This is a genomic window from Deltaproteobacteria bacterium (assembly GCA_026712905.1).
GTDB lineage: Bacteria > Desulfobacterota > Binatia > UBA9968 > JAJDTQ01 > JAJDTQ01.
On the sequence record JAPOPM010000003.1, the window covers coordinates 18,238 to 36,979 of the forward strand.

The following is an 18,742-nucleotide window of genomic DNA, read 5'->3' on the forward strand; positions in this document are numbered from 1 at the left end:
GGCGGATGCACCGAAACTCTATTTGATTGCCGGCGGTGTGAGCCCGCCCCCGGCGCCTTGTATTTCACCGTCCAGCGACGGCGGGGCCGGGACCCCCCCGGGCGGTGTGGGCCCCCCCCCCCCCCCCCCCGGGGTCCCCCCCCCCCCCATCGCTCCCGTCCACTCGATTACGGGTGCACCGACTCCAAAAACCACTCCGTCGGAATCTCCCGCCCCACCCCCTTGGCCCTGGCCTCCGCGTAGACCGCGCCGCCCACGGCCGCGAACTGCAGCCCCAGACCGATGGTGTTGATGAAACAGGTGGACTCCTCCGGGCTCGTGCGCCCGGCCACTTTCCCGGACACCACGTCCTTGAGTTCCGGTGCGTCCACCCAGGGCGGCTCCTTGGGCCGCTCCACGGCATCCTTGTCCGCCGCGTTGAGGAATTCCAGCGGGTCGTGGGCCACGACGCGCTCGTCGCCCATCCCCGCGATGTAGTTCTCCGGCGCGGCCTTGCGCGTGTGCAGCACCACGCGGTCCGCGCGCGCCACGGTGTCGTCGCCCAGCTCCGACGGCTTCACGCAGGTAAAGTGAAGACCGGGCCGCACCCATTCCGGCGGAATGACCCGCGTGATGGCGTTGGTGGCCGCCACCAGCACCTGCGACTGCTCCGCCACCATCGCGGCGTCCGCGCACGGTTCCACCGGCACGCCGACCTTCGCCGCCATCTCCTCGGAAAACGCCTCGCGGTTCGCCTGGGTCGGGCTGAACACCAGCACCTTTTCGAACGAGCGCACCTTGCAGAAGGCTTCCACGTGGGCGCGGGCCTGCCAGCCGGACCCGAGCATCCCCAGGCAGGTCACGTTCTCTTGCGCCATGTACCGGGCCGCCACCGCGCTGGAAGCCGCCACGCGGAAGGCCTGGATCACTCCGTCCGGGAAGATGGCCAAGGGCTCCCCGGTCTCGGCGGAGAACAGCAGCACGAGCCCTACCCACTTGCCGCCCGGCGCCTTGGGGATCTTGTCCTTGACGACGCGGTCGCCGCGGTCCTCCCAGCGGATCACGTCCGAATTGATCCGCAGGGCCACCACCTTGGGATCGAACAGCCCCGCCTCCATGGACTTGAAGGCGTACACCCCCGAGGTCTCGGGAAAGGGCAGATAGAGATCGGTGCGCGGGCGGTTGACCGCGTGGCCGTCGGCGAGTTGCTGGTAGGCCTTGTTCAGCACCTCCAGGCAGGTGTCCATGGTTAGCAGGCCTTCGATCTCATCGTTGTTCAGAATCAGCATGGCGCCTTGCCCTCCTTGTTCCCCGCGTATCAGCCGAGGCCGTGTACGGGGTATTGCGAAATCCGTTGACGCTGGGCATGCGTGGCAACGATCAACGGCGAAGCTCAGGCGGAGCAGAATGCTCGGCAGCGTGCAGGGGCGTCTCCGGATTTCGCAATGCCCCGTACACGGCCCTCACATTCAATCGCGATCAATCGCGAATATCCTGCAGCAGCCACTCCGTGGGAATCTCCTTCCCCAGGCCGCGCTCCCTGGCCAGTTCGTAGACCTTGCCGGCCACCGAATAGAATTGTGCTCCCTGGACGTTGCCCCGTTCCGAATAGGTGACCTGGTCGGCTGAAGTCCGGCCCGGGTGGCGCCCCGCCAGCAACTCCGCGAGCATCACGTTCTTGTCGCCCCCCTGCACCCCATGAGCGCGGCGGCGCTTGCCTTTCATCTTGAATCCGGCGTCGTGTTCGGGGCGCGCCGCGTAGGTAATGTACTCGTCCGGCAGCGCGAACTCATCCAGGCCCCAGGGCGCCGGCGCGGTACCCAGCCTCAACGAGAGCTCGATGCGCTCGAAGGTCTCGGCATCCGGCCGCCCGCCGATGGAAGTGATGTGAGTGCCCGGTTCCACCAGCGCCCCCTTGATGATGTCCACGGCCGAATCGGTGCATCCCGCCAGGATGTCGGCCCCCTTGTAGACCGCGTCCGGGTCGCTCAAGGGCACGGCCTCGACGTCGAACTGCTCGGTCATTTCCCGGGCATAGGCCTCCCGGTTCGCCTTGGTGGGACTGTAGACCTGCACCCGCTCGATGCGCCGGGCCTTCATGAACGCTTCCAGGTGCGAACGCGCCATGCCGCCCGAGCCCACCATGCCCACCACCGCGGCGCCCTCGCGCGCCATGTACTTCGCGCCGATGCCGGAGTCGGCGCCCACGCGCATGTGTTGCAGGTGGCCGTCGTTCAGCAGCGCCAGGGGCTCGCCGTTCTCGATGCTGGTGAGCAGGATCAGGCCGCAGAAGCGGCCCGGCCGCACACAGTACTTCTCCTGCGTGATGGCGCCATTGTATTCCTGCTCGTAGATGATGTCCGACTTCATGCGGATGGCGAAGTAGCCGGACGTGGAGCCGCCTTCCATGGTGCCCCACTGGTACAGCTTCTCGGGGTCCGAGGTGGGCACCTGCAGGTCGATGCGCGGACGGCAGACGGCCTCCTTGTCCACCAGCTCCACGTAGGCCTTCTCGAGGGCCGCCATGGTGACGTCCATGGTGAGCACCTGTTTCACGTCGTCGTTGTTCAGGATCAGGGTCATGACCGTATCCTTTCCACACCCGGGCAGCGCGACTGGCGCCGGCGGGAAGCGCGGGAGATCCGAAGGGCGAGGGTGCCTCGGCCCTAGAGCGGCTCGCGCCATTCGGCGCCGTCGATGGGCAGCTCGATGCCCAGTCCGCGTTCGCGCGCCAACTGGTACAGCTTGCCGCCGATGGCCACGTCCGAGATCCCCACCCCGCCGGTATTCTTGAACAGCGTGATCTGGCCGGCGTCCGTGCGGCCGGGCTTCACTCCATTCAGGATCTCGCCCGCCTCGACGATCTTGTCCCAGGAGATGATGCCCTTTTCGAGCCGCTCGACGAAGTCGCCGGGCTGGTCCACCTCGATGGTCTGGCGGGAGTTGACACCGATGACGTCGGCGCGCCGCATGCTCTCGTCGTCCAGCTCCTGGCGCATCTTGGGGACGAAGCCGCCGCGCATCAGACCGATGTTGCTAAGGACGATGGAGGTCAGATGAACGCCGGGTTCCAGCCAGTGACCGTCCAGCACCGGCACATTGGAGCTGGTGGCGGCGATGACCATGTCGACGTCCTTGACGGCCTCCCGGGCGCTCTCCACCGGGCGGATCTCCAGTCCCGTGAGGTCGCCCATCTCATCGGCGAATTCCTTCCGGTGCTCCGGGTTCGGGCTGAACACCTTGACGCTGGTGAGGTTGCGTATCTCCCGCAGCGCCAGCAGGTGATACTTGGCCTGGTTCTGCGATCCCAGCATGCCGATGGTGCTGGCGTCCTTGCGCGCGAGAAGGTCCGTACCCACCGCGCTGTTGGCGGCGGTGCGCAGGGCGGAGACCCCGCTCAGGGACAGCTCGCGCGGTCTGGGTTCGCCGATGATGAGGCAGCGCAGCTCTCCGGTCTCGGAATCGAAGAGGACCTGCGTGGGCCGTCCGCGCACGGGAAAGGCCTCGATGGAATGCTGTCCGTGGACCGGATTCTTGGTCCACTCGCAGTGGGTCATGAGGCCGGTGACCCCGACCTCGGGCAGGCCCCCCTGATGGACACTGACGCGCACGTTGGACGGCATGTGCGTGCGCCGGCGCACCATGCTTATGTCGGGATTCCGATCCCACTGGGCGAACCCCTCCCGCACCAGGTCGACGGCCTCTTTCATGCTGATCAGGCCGTCGATGTCTTCCGGACGCAATACCAGGATCATGTTGGCTCCTCTCTTCGTTCTGACACGAGGCCGCCGGCGCACAGGGCTTGAACCAGCGGCAGGTCTCCTTCCAGAAAGTCCATGTCTTGCAGTTCGTCGGCGGGCACCCACGCGATGCGCTCGAACACCTGATTGCGCGGGGTTCCGCGGTAGGCGCGAACGTCAAAGAAAACCAGCTCCACGCGTGTCCCGTCGGCGTAGGCGTGAGCGTGTCGAAAAACCTCGCGGGCCTTCTCCACCGTGATGTCGAGTTCCTCCTTGAGTTCCCTTTGGAGAGCAGCGCGCGCGCCCTCGCCCGCCTCGATCTTGCCGCCCGGGAACTCCCACTTGAACGGGAAGGGGCCATCGCCACGCCGCTGGCACACCAGGAACCGATCACCTTGGGAGAGAATACCGGCCGCGACCTTGAACATCGCCCGGGCTCAGGCGTCGCCGCGCGTCCGGTTGGTTGTCGCGGCCGATTCCTCCCGCGCGGCCGGGCGTTTCAGCTTGCCCGCGACATTGTCCCGGATCCACTTCGCGTCCCACCATTCCAGCGGCAGTACCGCGACGCCGTGGATGTAGACGCCGTAGTGCAGGTGGTCCCCGACCGCGAGCCCGGTCTCGCCGGTGCGGCCGATCTTCGTGCCCTTCTTCACCATCTGCCCTGTCGTCGCGGCGACGGAACTCAGATGGGAGTAGAGGCTGCACAACCCGAAACCGTGGTCGATGATCACCGTGTTGCCGTAGATTCCCAGCGGCCCGGCGAACACGACGGCACCGCTGTTGGACGCTCCCACCGGATAGCGCCGGGTGACCGCCAAGTCGTATCCCAGGTGCCGCGCCTCGTCAATCTTCTCGTCGCGGTAGTAGTAGGAGCGCCGGTCGGCGAAGTTGGCCTGGACGGAGGAATTGGCGAGCTGCGCGAAACGTCCGTCCCAGAGCTTTCTCGGGGCGGAGTCCTGGCAGGCCTTCCGGATCGTGTCCTCGTTGACCCGCCGCAAGTCGCGGTTCACCTTGACGAACTGTTCCCGAGGACCTCCACCGGCGCCGCCCGCTTCGCCCACCAGCGGCACGATCTTCCGCCGGATGAAGTCGTCGGACACCGGCACCCGGACCGATCGGTACCGGAGCGGCTGGACATTGTACGCCAACGGCGACTCCCACTTGTTGCCGGCATAATCCTCGGCCACGACCATCGCGCGTTCGCTCACCGGGAGGTCGTAGGGATGCGAGAAGAACGCCAGATACCTGGCGCCATCCGCAAACTGCCCCTTGTAGGCCGGAAAGAAATACCGCCCGACCCGGATCCCGGTGCGCTCTGTATCCGACGATGCGTTGTAGGTGACGAAGCCGGTGCCGCCATGGGTGACGTAGCGGTCGTGGCCGGTGATCTCCACGGTGGGAGGCCTGAAGTCCAGCGTGATCACCTTGTCCAGGGTGGTCTCGTTGCCGCTGAAGAAACGCCAATAGGAGCGGTCGACAGCGGTCACGGACAGAACCCCGGGACCGTCCGTCAGCCGGTATTTGCCTGGATCGAGCTGCACGGGGATATCGACTGAGTGTACCGTGTCCGAAAACGTCTGGGAGTGGATGGGGCGGGATGCTCCGGCGGAAACCAGGTTGATGGATACGTGGGAGAGGCCGGTGCCGCGGTCGCCCACCTTGACCGCGAAGGCACGCCGGCCGACGGTGGCTCGTTCGAGATGGACCTCGATCCGCGGCGCGTACCACTCCAGTTGCCGGAACAGCAGGATGCCCCCCACGACCACCGCCACCAGCACGGCGAGGGCGCCCAGGAGGCCCAGATTTCTTCTCGGCAGGGACATCCAACCCCTTCGCCGTCGGGCCATGCGTTGAGCCATTGTCAACCGGTTCCTTCGAACAAGCCGAAGCCTATTCCGCCAGTTCCCAAGTGGTGCCGGAGGGGCCGTCTCTCAACAGGATGCCCTGTTCCTTCAACGAATCGCGGATGCCGTCGGCCTGCCCCCAGTCCTTTGCCCGCCGCGCGGCGTTGCGCTCTTCGATCATGCGCCGGATCTCGTCCTCGGACAGGGCCAGCCGGGTGAGCCCGCTCAGGCGCCGTTCTTCCAGAAAACGCTCGGGCGGTGACTGCAAGAGTCCGAGGGCACCGGTCATGGCCCGAAGCGCGTTGCGCTTTCCGTCCAACGCCCGCGTGTGGCCTTCGTCCAGCAGCCGGTTCACCGCCCGAAGCTCTTCGAACACCACGGCCAGCGCCCGAGGAGTGTTGAAGTCATCATCCATCTCGCGGCGGAAGTCGTCCAGGGGGCCAGAGTCGGCGGCGCCGTCCGGAGACGGGCCGATGAGGCGCTCCGCCCGGCTCGCGGTCTCGTACAGGCGCGCCACCGTGCGCTGGGCCTCCGCCAGCCCCTCCTCGGAAAACTCGATGGGATTGCGGTAGTGGGTCGTCAGCATATAGAGACGCAGCGCCACGGGATCGAAGCGCTCCAGCACCTCCTTGATGCTGAGGATGTTGCCCACGGACTTGGACATCTTCTCCTTGGCCAACTGGACGAAACCGTTGTGAATCCAGTAACGCGCGAAGGGCTCGCCGGTAGCGCATTCGGACTGGGCGATTTCATTCTCGTGGTGCGGGAAGACGAGATCCTGCCCGCCTCCGTGAATGTCGAAGGGTTGGCCCAGGTACCGGGTGCTCATGACCGAGCACTCGATGTGCCAGCCCGGCCGTCCCCTGCCCCATGGGCTGTCCCAGAAGGGCTCGCCCTCCTTACTGGCCTTCCACAAGGCGAAGTCCATGGGATGGCGCTTGCGGTCGTCCACCTCCACGCGCGCGCCCGCGGTCATCTCGTCGAGGCTCCGGCGCGACAGCCGGCCGTATTCCGGGAAGCTCTCCACCGCGAAATAGACGTCGCCGGCGACCGCGTAGGCGTGGCCGCGTTCCATGAGCGCGGCAATGAGCGCGACCATCCCGTCGATGTGCTCCGTGGCGCGGGGCTCGACCGCGGGTTCCGCCAGTCCGAGGGCGGCCGCGTCCCGGTGGAACGCGTCGATGTAGCGCTGCGCCAGCGCCTCGGGCGCGATCCCCTCCTCATTCGCCCGGTTGATGATCTTGTCGTCCACGTCGGTGAAGTTGCGTACGAAACGGCAGTCGAAACCGAGGAAACGCAGGTAGCGGTGGATGATGTCGAACGTCAGGAGGGCACGGGCATGGCCGATGTGGCACTGGTCGTAGACGGTGACGCCGCACACGTACATGTTCACCGTGCCCGGCGTGAGCGGTAGGAACGGCTCTTTCTTCCCGCTCATGGTGTTGGTGATGCAAAGAGCCATTCGGGTCATCTTACGCCACGCCGTGGAATTTGCAAAATGCGCCGGCCCTGGAGGGCCGGTTCCGGGCTTCGGGGTTGCGGAAGTAGGCAAAAGTGCTTAAATCCTCACCCCATGACCAACCAACGACCCTACGAGGACTTGCGTGAGTTCATCGGTGTGCTGGAGGATGCCGGCAAGCTCATCCGCATCACACGGGAAGTCAACAAGGACACCGAATTGCAGCCGCTGGTGCGCCTGCAATTCCGCGGACTGCCCGACGAGCAGCGCAAGGCGTTCCTGTTCGAGAACGTGACGGATTCGAAAGGCCGCCGCTACGAGGGCTCGGTGCTGGTGGGCGGTCTCTCCGGCTCCACCGCCATCTACAGCCTGGGGCTCCAGTGCCGGCCGGAAGAGGTGCCGGACCGCTGGATCGAGGCCATGGAGAACCCGATCCCGCCGGTAATGGTGCCCGACGGACCGGTCACGGAAGTGATCCACAAGGGCGACGACCTCGCCGCCAGCGGCGGCTTCGCCCGCTTCCCCATCCCCATCTCGACCCCCGGATTCGACAACGGCCCCTACATCACCGCGGGCCACTGGATCACCAAGGACCCGGAGACCGGCGCGCGCAACGTCGGCAACTACCGCGGGCTCGTGAAGTCGCCGCTCCGCTGCGGCGCCAACTCGGGCACGCCCCAGGACCTGTCGGCCCACTGGGAGAAGTGCCGCGAGCGGGGCATCCCGCTGGAAGTAGCCATCGCCGTGGGCACGGTGCCGGCGGCCTCGTACACCGCCACCCAGAAGGTGCCTCCCGACATGGACGAGCTCGCCCTGGCCGGCGGCCTGGCCCGGACTCCGGTCCAGCTCGTCAAGTGCCAGACCGTCGACCTGGAGGTGCCGGCCACCGCCGAGGTGGTGTTCGAGGGCATCATCCCCACCAACTACCTGGAAGAGGAAGGCCCGTTCGGCGAGTCCATGGGCTACGTCGACCCCCGGACCATCGGTCCGGTGATGGAGCTCACCTGCGTGACGCACCGCAAGAACCCCATCTGGGTCTCCATCATCAGCCAGGTGACGCCCAGCGAGAGCTCGAAGATCAAGGCCATGGGCATGAGCACCCTGGTGCACCGCTACCTCACCGGCAAGGGCTTCGAGTCGGTGAAGGAAGTCTACATGATGGAGGAGTTGGTGAACATGCGCCCCTACGTCGCCGTGCGCCTGGACAAGAAGGACGACGGCGAGCCCCGGCGCGTCATGGACGCCGTGCTGCAGTACGGCGACCGGGTGGGGAAGTTCATCGTGGCAGTGGACGAGGACATCAACGTCAACGACCCCGTGGCCGTGACCTGGGCCATCACGCACCGCTGCCAGCCGCACAAGGACGTGACCATCGTGCCCAACCGCCCCTTCGGCGCCACCCCCATCGGCATGGTGGTGAGCCACCCGTCGAGCCGCTACGACAGCACCGACTCGGCGCTCTTGATCGACGCCACCCGCAAGGCCGACCTGCCGCCGCTGTCGCTGCCCAAGAAGCCCTACATGGAGCGGGCGGTGGAGCTGTGGAAGGAACTGGAGCTGCCCGAGCTCGATCTCAAGGAGCCGTGGCACGGCTACCTCATGGGCCTCTGGCCCGACGAGCTGGACGAGGAAGCACGCATGGCGGCCGAGGGCGATTTCGAGAAGGTCGGCAAAAAGCTCGAGGGCACACGCGTCAGCGTCGGTGAGGGCCAGACTCTCAAGTCCATCCGGCTGGAATGGGGCAAGACCCACTCCGGGCGGTCCGTGTAAGTAACGCGCCGTCACCACCCGTATCCGAGCGGTATCCCCGGGGCCGGAACGGTTTCCAACGCGCTCGCTTCCAACGCGCTCGCGCGCACTCCCGCGAATTCGAGGTCCACGATGAAGAGAGACATGGTACTGAACGTGAACGGCGAGGAGCACGACGTCGAGATCGAGCCCAACCGCCTGCTGCTGGATGCCCTGCGCGAGGACGTGGGCCTCACCGGTACCAAGGAGGGCTGCAGCATCGGCGTGTGCGGCGCGTGCAGCGTCATCGTGGACGGGCGCCTGGTGAGCGCGTGCCTGACGCTGGCGGCGGCCTGCGAGGGCAAGCAGATCGAGACTATCGAGGGACTGGCCCAGGACGGCGAGTTGCACCCGCTCCAGCGCGCCTTCGTGCAATTCGGCGGTTTCCAGTGCGGCATCTGCACTCCGGGACAGATCATGGCCGCCAAGGCGCTGTTGGACCACAATCCGAACCCCACCACCGACGAGGTGAAGGAATGGATGTCGGCCAACCTTTGCCGCTGCACGGGCTATTACAAGATCCTGGAGTCGGTCATGGCCGTGGTGGAAGGGAAAGTGGATGAAGGCCGCCGCGACGAAGCCGTGCGCCAGGCCAGGATCCAGAGCCTCTACCAGTCGGACACCTACAAGAGCGACACGTCCGAGTAGCGGCCCGCCACGCCGTTCTTCGCACAACGCCGCCGTCCTTTGGGGGAAACATGAGCAAGGCAGAGAAGTTCGCGGTACTCGGGCAGAACGTGGACCGTTTCGAGGGCCACGACAAGGTGACGGGAAGCGCGGCGTACGTCGCCGACGTGTTCCTGCCGGGGATGCTGACGGGGCGGATCCTGAGGAGTCCCCTGCCCCACGCGCGCATCCGCAGCATCGACACCAGCCGGGCGGAGAAGCTACGCGGCGTCAAGGCCGTGGTCACCGCCGAGGACACCATCAAGAAGGGCTGGGGGGTCTTTTTCCCGGACCAGTATCCGCTGTCGGTGGGCAAGGCCCGCTACGTCGGCGAGGAGGTGGCGGCGGTGGCGGCCATCGACCGCGATACCGCGGAGGAGGCGCTGGAGCTCATCGACATCGACTGGGAGGAGTTGCCCGCGGTGTTCGACGCCGAGGAGGCCATGCAGCCGGACGCGCCCCTGATCCACGAGGAGAAGGAGAACAACGTCGCTCTCACCATCGACGTGGTGCGGGGCGACATCGACGCGGCCTTCAAGGACTCGGACCTGGTCGTCGAGGACACCTTCGAGAGCGTGCCCCAGTGGCACTCGGCCATCGAGACCATCGGCAGCGTCGCCGACTACTCGGCCAACGGCAAGTACACGGTCTACATGAACACCCAGACGCTCTTCATGGCGCGCATGCGCCTGGCCACGGCGTTGGGCGTGCGCGAGGCCGATGTGCGCGTCCTCCAGACCGCGGTGGGCGGCGGCTTCGGCGGCAAGTCCTGCGACGACAACAACGCCATGGTGGCGGCGATCCTGGCGCGCAAGGCGCGCCGCCCGGTGAAGATCATCAACACCCGGGAGGAGGAGTTCCTCGCCGGCAGCCGGCCGCGGGTCAACATGAAGGTGTGGGTGCGCATGGGCTTCAAGAAGGACGGCCGCATCCGCGCCAAGCACATGCGCATCATCGCCGACAACGGCGCCTACAGCGGCAAGGCCCCGGCCATCACCGGCGTGGCCGCGCTGCGCCACGACACCTGCTACAAGTACTCGGACGTGCGCTCGGAAGCCTACCTGGTCTACACCAACAAGATCCCCACCGGCGCCTTCCGCGGCTTCGGCAACCCGTCGGCGGAGTTCTCCGTCGAGCAGATGATGGACATCGCCGCCGACGAGCTGGGCATGGACCCGTTCGAGATGGCGCGCCTCAACGCCGCCGAGGAGGGCTACGTCTCGCCCCACGGCAACCGGGTCATAAGCTGCGAGCTCCAGCAGTGCATCGACCGTACCGAGCGCATGATCGGGTGGAAGGAGAAGCGCGCCGCGCGCAAGCCCAACCGCGGCCTGGGCATGGGCTGCACCGTGCACGTGAGCGGCAAGCGCCACTTCGGCGACTACGACGGCAGCTCGGCCACCATCAAGATGAACGAGGACGGCAAGGCCTTCATCCTCAGCGGCGAGGGCGAGACCGGCCAGGGGCACTGGACGGCCATGTGCCAGATCGCCGCCGAGGAGCTGGGCGTCCCCTTCTCCGACGTGGCCATCTCCGAGGCCGACACCGACCTCACCACCTTCTGCCTCGGCAACTACGCCAGCCGCCTCACCTACGTGGCCGGCAACGCGGTGAAGAACGCCGCCACCGCGGTCAAGGAGATCCTGCACGAGACCGCCGCCGAAATGCTCGAGTGCGACCCCTCCGACCTGGTGTCGCGGGACGGCTACATCTTCGTCCAGGGCGCGGAACAGCGCTCCATCAGCGTGGCCGACGTGGTGCGCGGCCGGCAGTTCCGCCGCGGCGGCGCGCCGGTGGTGGCGTCGGGCAGCTTCGACGCGGACTCGGTGAGCCAGGACGCCCTGCGCTTCGGCAACGAATCGGGGGCCTACAACTTCGGCTGCCAGGCGGCGGAGGTGGAGGTGGACCCGGACACGGGCCACGTCAAGGTGATCCAGTACGCGGTGGCGTCGGATTGCGGCACGGTGATCTATCCCATCGGCGCCGAGGGACAGGTGGAAGGCTCCATCGCCCAGGGGCTGGGCTACGCGCTCATCGAGGGCATCCGCATGGAGGAAGGCCGGCCCATCAACCCCAACTTCAGCGATTACCGGCTGGCGTCCATGCGCGACATGCCCGACCTGGTGCACGAGTTCGCCGACTCCTACGAGCCCACCGGCCCCTTCGGCGCCAAGGGATTGGGCGAGTTGGGCATGGACCCGGTGGCGGCCATCATCAGCAACGCCATCTACGACGCCGTCGGCGTGCGCATCCGGACCCTCCCCATCACCGCGGAGAAGGTGCTGCGCGCCTTGCAGGAAAAGAAGAAGAACGGGAGCTGAACACATGCGTGCCAAGTTTGAATACCTCGCGCCCACGAGCCTCGACGAGGCCTGCGCACTGCTTCAGGAACACGAGGGCGACGCCAAGCTGCTGGCCGGCGGCACCGCCTTGGTGATGTGGCTGCGCATGGGGCTTCTGAGCCCCGGCTACGTCATCGATCTGGAGAACGTGCCGGGACTCGCCGGCATCACCTACGACGCGGCCGACGGCCTGCGCATCGGCGCCGGCGTGAAGCATCGGGACCTCGAACTGTGTCCGGAGGTGCGCGAGCACTATCCTCTGCTCCGGGAGACTTTCTACAAGGTGGCGCAGCCGCGCATCCGCCTCATGGCCACCGTGGGCGGGAACCTGAGCCACGGCGATCCCATGACCGATCCCGGCGCGAGCTTCATCGCCCTGGACGCCGAGGTGACGCTGCGCGGCAGCCGCGGCGAGCGCACCGTGTCGGTGGAGGACTTCTTCGTGGACTACTACGAGACCGCGCTGGAGCCCGACGAGATCCTCACCTCGATCCACGTGCCGCCGCCCGCCGGACCGGCATGGTCCCACATCAAATTCACCCCGCGCAGCGAAGAGGACTTCGCCACCGTGGGCGTGGCCGTGACCCTGACCGGCGCCGGCAACCGTTGCGACGACGTACGCATCGCCCTCAACTCCGTGGGGCCCACCATCTTCCGCGCCCACGCCGCCGAGGACGTGCTGCGCGGCCGGGACCTCACACCGGCGCGGATCGAGGAGGCCGGCGCGGCTGCCGCGGATGCGTCCGACCCCATCGAGGACGTGCGCGGCTCCTCCGACTACAAGCGCGACTTGACAGCCGTGTTCGTGCGCCGGGCCCTGGAGCAGGCGGCGGCCAAGCTGGGCTGACCACGGGGAGATCATGGCCGTAGATGAAAACTGGGACGTCATCCTCATCGGGGCGGGGCAGAACAACTTCGCGCTGGGCACCTACCTGGGCATGGCGGGCCTGGAGACCGTCATCTGCGAGAGCCGCTTGGAGAACGGCGGGCGGCTCTTCTCCGAAGAGATCACCCTGCCCGGCTACTGGCACAACAGCCTGGCCTACTTCCAGGACAACCGGGAGGTCTCGCCGGTGTGGGCTGAGCTCGACTGGGAGAACGGGCACCACGCCGAGTTCGTGACCCCGCCGGTCATCAGCACGCTGCTGCTGCCCGGCGGCGCTTCGGTCTCACACCACCAGGACCTGGACGGCACCCTGGCGTCGCTGGCGCATCACTCCGCGGCGGACCGGGCCGCCTGGAAGGACGCGCACCAGCGGTTTCGCGGCATCGTCCGGGACATCGTCATCCCGTCGTACTATGCCCCGCCTGGGGATCCGGGCGCGCTGGATGAGCGCATCGCGGCCGACCCCGCGGGCTCCGACTTCCTGCGGATCGCGGGCATGAGCGCCGCGGAGGCCGTGCAACATCTTTTCGAGAGCGAGGCCGTGCGCACCCTGGTGCTGTCGCAGATGGCCATTCCGCGCGGCTGGGCGCTGGACTACGAGGGCGGCGGGCGCGAGGTGCTGGCCCTCATCGCCGGTGACGAGCGGCCGCAGCTTGCCCGCGGCGGCTCCCATTCCATCGCCCAGGTGCTGCAACGCGCCTACGTGATGCACGGCGGCCAGATTCGTGCGCTGCACCACGTGGACAAGATCCTGGTGGAGGGCGGACGCGCGGTGGGCGTGCGGCTGCGCGACGGACGCGAATGGAAGGCGCGGCGCGCGGTGGTGTCCAACGTGGACCCCTACGGCACCTTGATCGACATGGTGGGCGAGGAGCACCTGGACGGCGGCTTGGCACAGGCCGTGCGCGCCATCGAGCCCGACGAGTTCTCCTACTTCCAGGTGCACCTGGCGCTCAAGGCGCCCTTGCGCTTCGCCGTGCACGAGGCCGCCGACGCGTTCGTGGGTCAGGCCATGAACGTCAACTACGGCCCGCGTTCGGTCGAGGACCTCCAGGCCATGTGGCGCGAGATCCGCGCCGGCGAGTTCCCCGAGCACCCCTGTCTGCACATCACCTGCCCCACGTGGTTCGACGCGCTGCAGGCGCCCCCGGCGAAGCATACGGCGTCGGTGTTCATGCCGGTCCCATACCAGCTCAAGGGCCATCAGCCCGAGGACTGGGTCCGGCTCAAGCACGGATTCATGGAGCGGGTGCTGTCGGCCCTGCGCGATGTCGCCACCAACCTCACCGACGACAACATCGTGATGAAGGTCCCCATGGACCCCTGCTACCTGGCCGGACGCTGGCAGAACATGCGCCGGGGCTCGGTATGGGTGGCCCGGAAGACCCCGGACCAGATGGGCCGGAACCGTCCCATCCCGCAACTGGCGCAGTACCGCACCCCCATCGAGGGCCTCTACCAGGTGGGCGCGGCCACGCACCCGGCGGACGCGGTCATCGCCGGTTCCGGGCGTGCCGCCTGGAGCGTGCTGCGTGAGGACCTGGGCCTCGGGGCCTGAAACAACCACGAAGGCGGGTGAACCATGGCGAAGGTAATGCACTACGACGGGGTGGTGATCGGCGCGGGCCACAATGGCATGATCTGCGCCGGCTACCTGGGGAAGTCCGGGCAGAAAATCCTCGTCATCGAGAAGAACATGGAGGTGGGCGGCGGGCTGGATTCTCACGAGGACCGCAACTATCCGGGGTTCTGGCACAACATCCACTCGGTGTTCCACCGCGGGCTGATGATGCTGCCGTGGTTCCAGGACCTGGAAATGGAGAACATGGGCATCCACTATTACAAGCCCGACCCGGGCGTGGTGCAGCACTTCCTCGACCGCACCTACCTGGGCTGGTTCGCCGACGTGGAGCGCACCATCGCCACCATCGAGCAGTACTCCGCCAGGGACGCGGCGAGCTTCCGGGACATCTGGAGCCGCTGGCAGCCGGTGGTGAAGAACATCGTGTTCCCGGAGACCTACTGCCCGCCCATCCCCATTGGCGAGAAACGGACGCTCCTGGAAGGACTGCCGGAGGGGCGGGAGTACCTGCGTTACTTCGACACCACGCCCGAGCAGTTCATCCTGGAGCATTTCGAGAACACCCGCGTGCGCGCCTTCATCGGCTTCCTGGCGGTGATGCGCGGCTACGAGCTGGACGCGCCCAACACCGGGTACCTGGTGCCGGCCATGATCGCCTGGGGGGTCAACCCGCAGCTCTGCCGCGGCACCTCCCACGCACTCGGCGACAACCTGGCGCACATGCTGTCGCACAACGGCGTGGACTACATCGAGGCCGTGGGCGTCGAGCGCATCCTGGTGGACGGCGGGCACGCCACCGGAGTGGTGCTGGAAGACGGCACGGTGGTACACGTCAAGCGCTTCGTCGCTTCCAACGTGAACCCGGTGGAGACCTTCATCAAGCTCGTGGGAGCGGAGAATCTCGACACGGAGTTCAGCGCCAAGGCGGCGGCCTTCAAGTTCTCCAAGACCACGCCGATCTTCGCCACGAACCTGGCTCTGAACGAGCGGCCCCGCTACATCACCGAGGACGAGCATCCCGAGGTGGGCGAGAGCTTCATGCACATCGTCGGGCTGGAGACCTACGAAGAACTGCGGAACCTGTTCGACGACTGCCGCTCCGGACAGTTGCCGCGCAAGCCCTTCATGAACGGCGCCACCCCCTCGTACCACGACCCCAGCCAGGCGCCGCCGGGCAAGGCCACCGCGTTCATGTGGCAGCTCTCGCCGTACAACCTGTGGGGCAATCCACTGAACTGGGACAAGGTCCGGAGCGAGTGGTTCGACCGGCAACTCGCCGTGTGGCGCCAATACGCGCCCAACCTCACCGATGACAACATCCTGTCGCGCGACTCCACCACGCCACTCGACATCGAACGCCACGACCGCAACATGTACGAGGGCGACTGGATGGTGGGCGAATACACCGGAGACCAGGCGCTGGAAAACCGCCCCTTCCCCGGCTGGGGCCACTACCGCACCCCCGTCTCCGGGCTCTACCTGTGCGGCAGCTCCTGTCATCCCGGCGGCAACATCACCGGGGCGCCCGGATACAACGCCGCCCAGACCATCGCCCGGGACCTGGGTCTGAATCTCTGGTGGGAGCCGCTGGACCTGCGCCGGCAGCTACAGGAAATGAACGAGCGCGCGGCGGCGGCAGCCAGCGCGGCGGGCTAGCCGCACCCTTTCGCCGTCATTCCCGCGAAAGCGGGAATCCAGGGATGGCGAAGCGGGGAACGCCGCTGTAGTGCCCCACCACCGCCCCTGGATTCCCGCTTTCGCGGGAATGACGATCCGGGGGGTCTGGCGAGAATGACGGTTTGGGGCGTGCTGAGAACTTCACGAATGCAGGTAGGACATGGGACGACTCGATAACAAGGTCGCCATCGTAACCGGTGGGGCGCGCAACATCGGCGCGGTGTATGCGCGGACGCTGGCCGCGGAAGGCGCGCGCGTGGTGGTGGCCGACGTGCTCGACGGCTCGGCGGCCGCGCAGGCCATACGCGATGCCGGCGGCGAGGCCGTGCACGTCGAGGTGGACGTCTCGCGGGAGGACGACACCCAGCGCATGGCCAAGACCGCCATGGACGCCTTCGGACGCATTGACGTGCTGGTGAACAACGCCGCCATCTACGTCAGCATCCAGCGGCGGCCGTTCCACGAGATTTCGGCGGAGGAATGGGACCGGGTCACGGCGGTGAACATCAAGGGCGTGTTCCTGTGCGCCAAGGCCGTGTTCCCGCACATGCGCGACCAGGGTGGCGGCCGCATCATCAACATCTCCTCCAACACGGTGATGGCCGGCACGCCCAACTTCCTGCACTACGTCGCGTCCAAGTCCGCGCTCATCGGCATGACCCGTTCCATGGCGCGGGAGATGGGCGCCTACGGCATCGGCGTCAACGCCATCGCCCCCGGCCTGGTGGAACACGAAGGCCAGAGCCTGCCCCCGGAACTGTCCGCCAGCCGCGTGAGCGCCCGCTCCGTTCAGCGCCGCCAGACCCCCGACGACCTCACCGGCACCGTCCTCTACCTCGCCGCCTCGGACAGCGACTTCGTCACCGGCCAGACCCTGGTGGTGGACGGCGGCGACATCCTGTACTGAGACCGCTGGCGACCTCGGCTGCACGGCGCCATTCCCGCGAACACCCATGCCCAAAAGCCTGCGCACCTTCCTGGACGACCTGAGACATCAGCGCCCCGGGGAACTCGTGCACGTCACCCGACCCGTGAACCCCGCGCGTCACGACGTCTCCGCCCTCATCGCCCAGTTGGCCGAGCGCAAGCAATTCCCGGTGCTGCTGTTCGAGGGTCCGCAGAACCTCCATGAACAACCTTCCGAAATCCGCCTCGCAATGAACTGCGAAGTCTCCATGGGCAAGTTCCAGACCGCCCTGGGGGTGCCGCCGGAAACCACGCGAGCGGAGCTGGCCCTGGAGTGCCTGCGCCGGGAAGCCAACCCCATTGCACCGGTGGTGGTGGAACCGTCCGAGGCGCCGGTCAAGGAAGTGGTTCAACGCGGCGCGCAAGTAGACCTCTTCGAGCTGCCGGTGATGCGCCACCATGCCCTGGACGGCGGCCCCTACATCGACATGCCGAGCCTCGGGATCGACCGCCGCTCGGGCGTGTACAACGTCTCCTACCACCGCATGGAGGTGAAAGACCGCAACCACACCGGCTTCTACCTTTCCCTCCAACACCTGTGGCGCATCTTCCGGGACTACGAGGAAAACGGACAAGAGTGCCCGGTGGCGGCGGTGACCGGCCACCACCCGGCGTTCAATATCGGCGCCTGCTACCGCGGCCCGTTCGACGCCGACGAGCTCGACATCATCGGCGGCTACCTGCAGGAGCCGTTGCGCCTGACACCGTCCGAGACCTTCGGCGAACGCCTGATGGTGCCGGCGGATGCCGAGATCGTCATCGAAGGCGCGCTGATCCCGGGCAAGCGCGTGGTGGAGGGTCCCTTCGGCGAGGTGCACGGCTACGTCGGTCCCCAAGGCTACCGGCAGGCCGCCTTCCTGGAGGTACGCGCCATCACCCGCCGGCGCGACGCCATCCACCAGTCGGTGATCACGCCCGACGGCGACAAGCCCTGGATGGACCTCGCCCGCGAGGGCGCCTACGTGCGGCGCTGCCGCGAAGCCGTGCCCGGCGTCACCGCGGTGTGCAAGAACGGCCGCCACGCGCTCATGAACGTGTTCATCGCCATGAAGAAGATGTCCGAGGGAGACCCAGGCCGGGCCGCCGCCGCCGCGCTGAGCTTCGACCAGTGCAAGCACGTGTTCATCTTCGACGACGACATCGACGTCTACAACCCCACGGAGATTCTCTGGGCCCTCGCCACCCGCGTCCAGCCGCACCGCCAGGTCTCCCTCATCACCGACATGATGCGCGGCCCCCTGATCGACCCCTCCATGGACGAAGGCATCCGCACCTCCGCCATGATCGTCGACGCCACTCGCCCTCTCGACCGCCCCTTCTCCCCCGTCTCCAAGTGCCCCGACGAAGCCCTCGCACGCATCCGCGTAGAGGACTACCTCCCGCGCGACATCCTCGACGCCATCCCCGTAGACCGCACCACCTACTGGGCCTGAAAGAAGACAACTCGGACCAAAGCCCAGCAATCCGAACCAAGGCTCGTTTCACCCCCCTCTCCACCCATGGATTCCCGCTTCCGCGGGAATGACGATTCGGGGGTTGTTGCCCCTCTCAGAAGGCATTGTTGCACGGCCTGTTTCGCGGGAATGAGGGATTGGTCGTTCGTCGCTGGAAAGTCGTGTTTTGACACAGCCTGTCCCGGGGGAATGACGATTCGGGGATTGTGCGTCGGCCCACTCGCCTCGGATTTGGTTGCAACATTGGACTCCCCCCTCCCCCCCCCACCAGATGGGGGGGGGGGGGGGGCCCCCCGGGGTGGTGTGGGGCCCCCCCCCCCCCCGCGCCCCCACCCGCCCCCCACCCTGTCCCCCCCCCA

The 18,742-nt window shown here is 67.0% G+C and carries 13 protein-coding genes and 1 pseudogene; 8 read left to right on the forward strand and 6 right to left on the reverse strand.

Annotated features, from left to right (window positions below; genetic code table 11):
- Positions 1 to 167: 167 nt before the first annotated feature.
- The 6 genes from OXF11_00135 to cysS all read right to left on the reverse strand — a co-directional run bounded on the left by OXF11_00135 (position 168) and on the right by cysS (position 7,025).
- On the reverse strand, positions 168 to 1,268 hold the full coding sequence (locus OXF11_00135) for an ornithine cyclodeaminase family protein (GenBank protein ID MCY4485515.1): 1,101 nt from the start codon (positions 1,266 to 1,268) through the stop codon (positions 168 to 170).
- Between the two features lie 190 nt (positions 1,269 to 1,458).
- A complete protein-coding gene (locus tag OXF11_00140; GenBank protein ID MCY4485516.1) occupies positions 1,459 to 2,562 on the reverse strand; it encodes an ornithine cyclodeaminase family protein in 1,104 nt (367 codons plus the stop codon).
- 83 nt (positions 2,563 to 2,645) lie between these two features.
- On the reverse strand, positions 2,646 to 3,734 hold the full coding sequence (locus OXF11_00145) for an ornithine cyclodeaminase family protein (GenBank protein ID MCY4485517.1): 1,089 nt from the start codon (positions 3,732 to 3,734) through the stop codon (positions 2,646 to 2,648).
- Complete coding sequence (locus OXF11_00150; protein MCY4485518.1) at positions 3,731 to 4,147, reverse strand: (deoxy)nucleoside triphosphate pyrophosphohydrolase; 417 nt, start codon at positions 4,145 to 4,147, stop codon at positions 3,731 to 3,733. The genes OXF11_00145 and OXF11_00150 overlap by 4 nt, the downstream gene beginning before the upstream one ends.
- Positions 4,148 to 4,156: 9 nt before the next feature.
- Entirely contained in the window at positions 4,157 to 5,542 is a 1,386-nt protein-coding gene (locus OXF11_00155; GenBank protein ID MCY4485519.1) for a M23 family metallopeptidase, read from the reverse strand.
- 67 nt (positions 5,543 to 5,609) lie between these two features.
- Positions 5,610 to 7,025, reverse strand: a complete 1,416-nt coding sequence (cysS, locus tag OXF11_00160; protein ID MCY4485520.1) for a cysteine--tRNA ligase — start codon at positions 7,023 to 7,025, stop codon at positions 5,610 to 5,612.
- A 111-nt stretch (positions 7,026 to 7,136) separates the two neighbouring features.
- On the opposite strand from cysS, the gene OXF11_00165 reads away from it, so the two are divergent.
- From OXF11_00165 to OXF11_00200, 8 genes and pseudogenes are all read left to right on the forward strand, one after another.
- Positions 7,137 to 8,792, forward strand: coding sequence for a UbiD family decarboxylase (locus tag OXF11_00165; protein MCY4485521.1), 1,656 nt, complete (start codon positions 7,137 to 7,139; stop codon positions 8,790 to 8,792).
- A 111-nt stretch (positions 8,793 to 8,903) separates the two neighbouring features.
- Positions 8,904 to 9,350: pseudogene (locus OXF11_00170) on the forward strand ((2Fe-2S)-binding protein).
- Positions 9,351 to 9,508: 158 nt separating this feature from the next.
- Positions 9,509 to 11,797 carry a xanthine dehydrogenase family protein molybdopterin-binding subunit gene (locus OXF11_00175; protein MCY4485522.1) on the forward strand — a complete coding sequence of 763 codons (2,289 nt, stop codon included), beginning with the start codon at positions 9,509 to 9,511 and terminating at the stop codon, positions 11,795 to 11,797.
- A gap of 4 nt (positions 11,798 to 11,801) precedes the next feature.
- Positions 11,802 to 12,665, forward strand: a complete 864-nt coding sequence (locus tag OXF11_00180; GenBank protein ID MCY4485523.1) for a xanthine dehydrogenase family protein subunit M — start codon at positions 11,802 to 11,804, stop codon at positions 12,663 to 12,665.
- A gap of 13 nt (positions 12,666 to 12,678) precedes the next feature.
- Positions 12,679 to 14,262 (forward strand): NAD(P)/FAD-dependent oxidoreductase, encoded by a 1,584-nt coding sequence (locus tag OXF11_00185; protein MCY4485524.1) that lies wholly within the window; start codon positions 12,679 to 12,681, stop codon positions 14,260 to 14,262.
- Positions 14,263 to 14,286: 24 nt separating this feature from the next.
- The gene (locus OXF11_00190) at positions 14,287 to 15,942 is read left to right on the forward strand and encodes an NAD(P)/FAD-dependent oxidoreductase (GenBank protein ID MCY4485525.1); all 1,656 of its coding nucleotides are present in this window, start codon (positions 14,287 to 14,289) and stop codon (positions 15,940 to 15,942) included.
- 181 nt (positions 15,943 to 16,123) lie between these two features.
- Positions 16,124 to 16,870, forward strand: coding sequence for an SDR family oxidoreductase (locus OXF11_00195; GenBank protein ID MCY4485526.1), 747 nt, complete (start codon positions 16,124 to 16,126; stop codon positions 16,868 to 16,870).
- 46 nt (positions 16,871 to 16,916) lie between these two features.
- Positions 16,917 to 18,362: a UbiD family decarboxylase gene (locus OXF11_00200; protein MCY4485527.1), complete on the forward strand. Its 1,446-nt coding sequence runs from the start codon at positions 16,917 to 16,919 to the stop codon at positions 18,360 to 18,362.
- Positions 18,363 to 18,742: the final 380 nt, after the last annotated feature.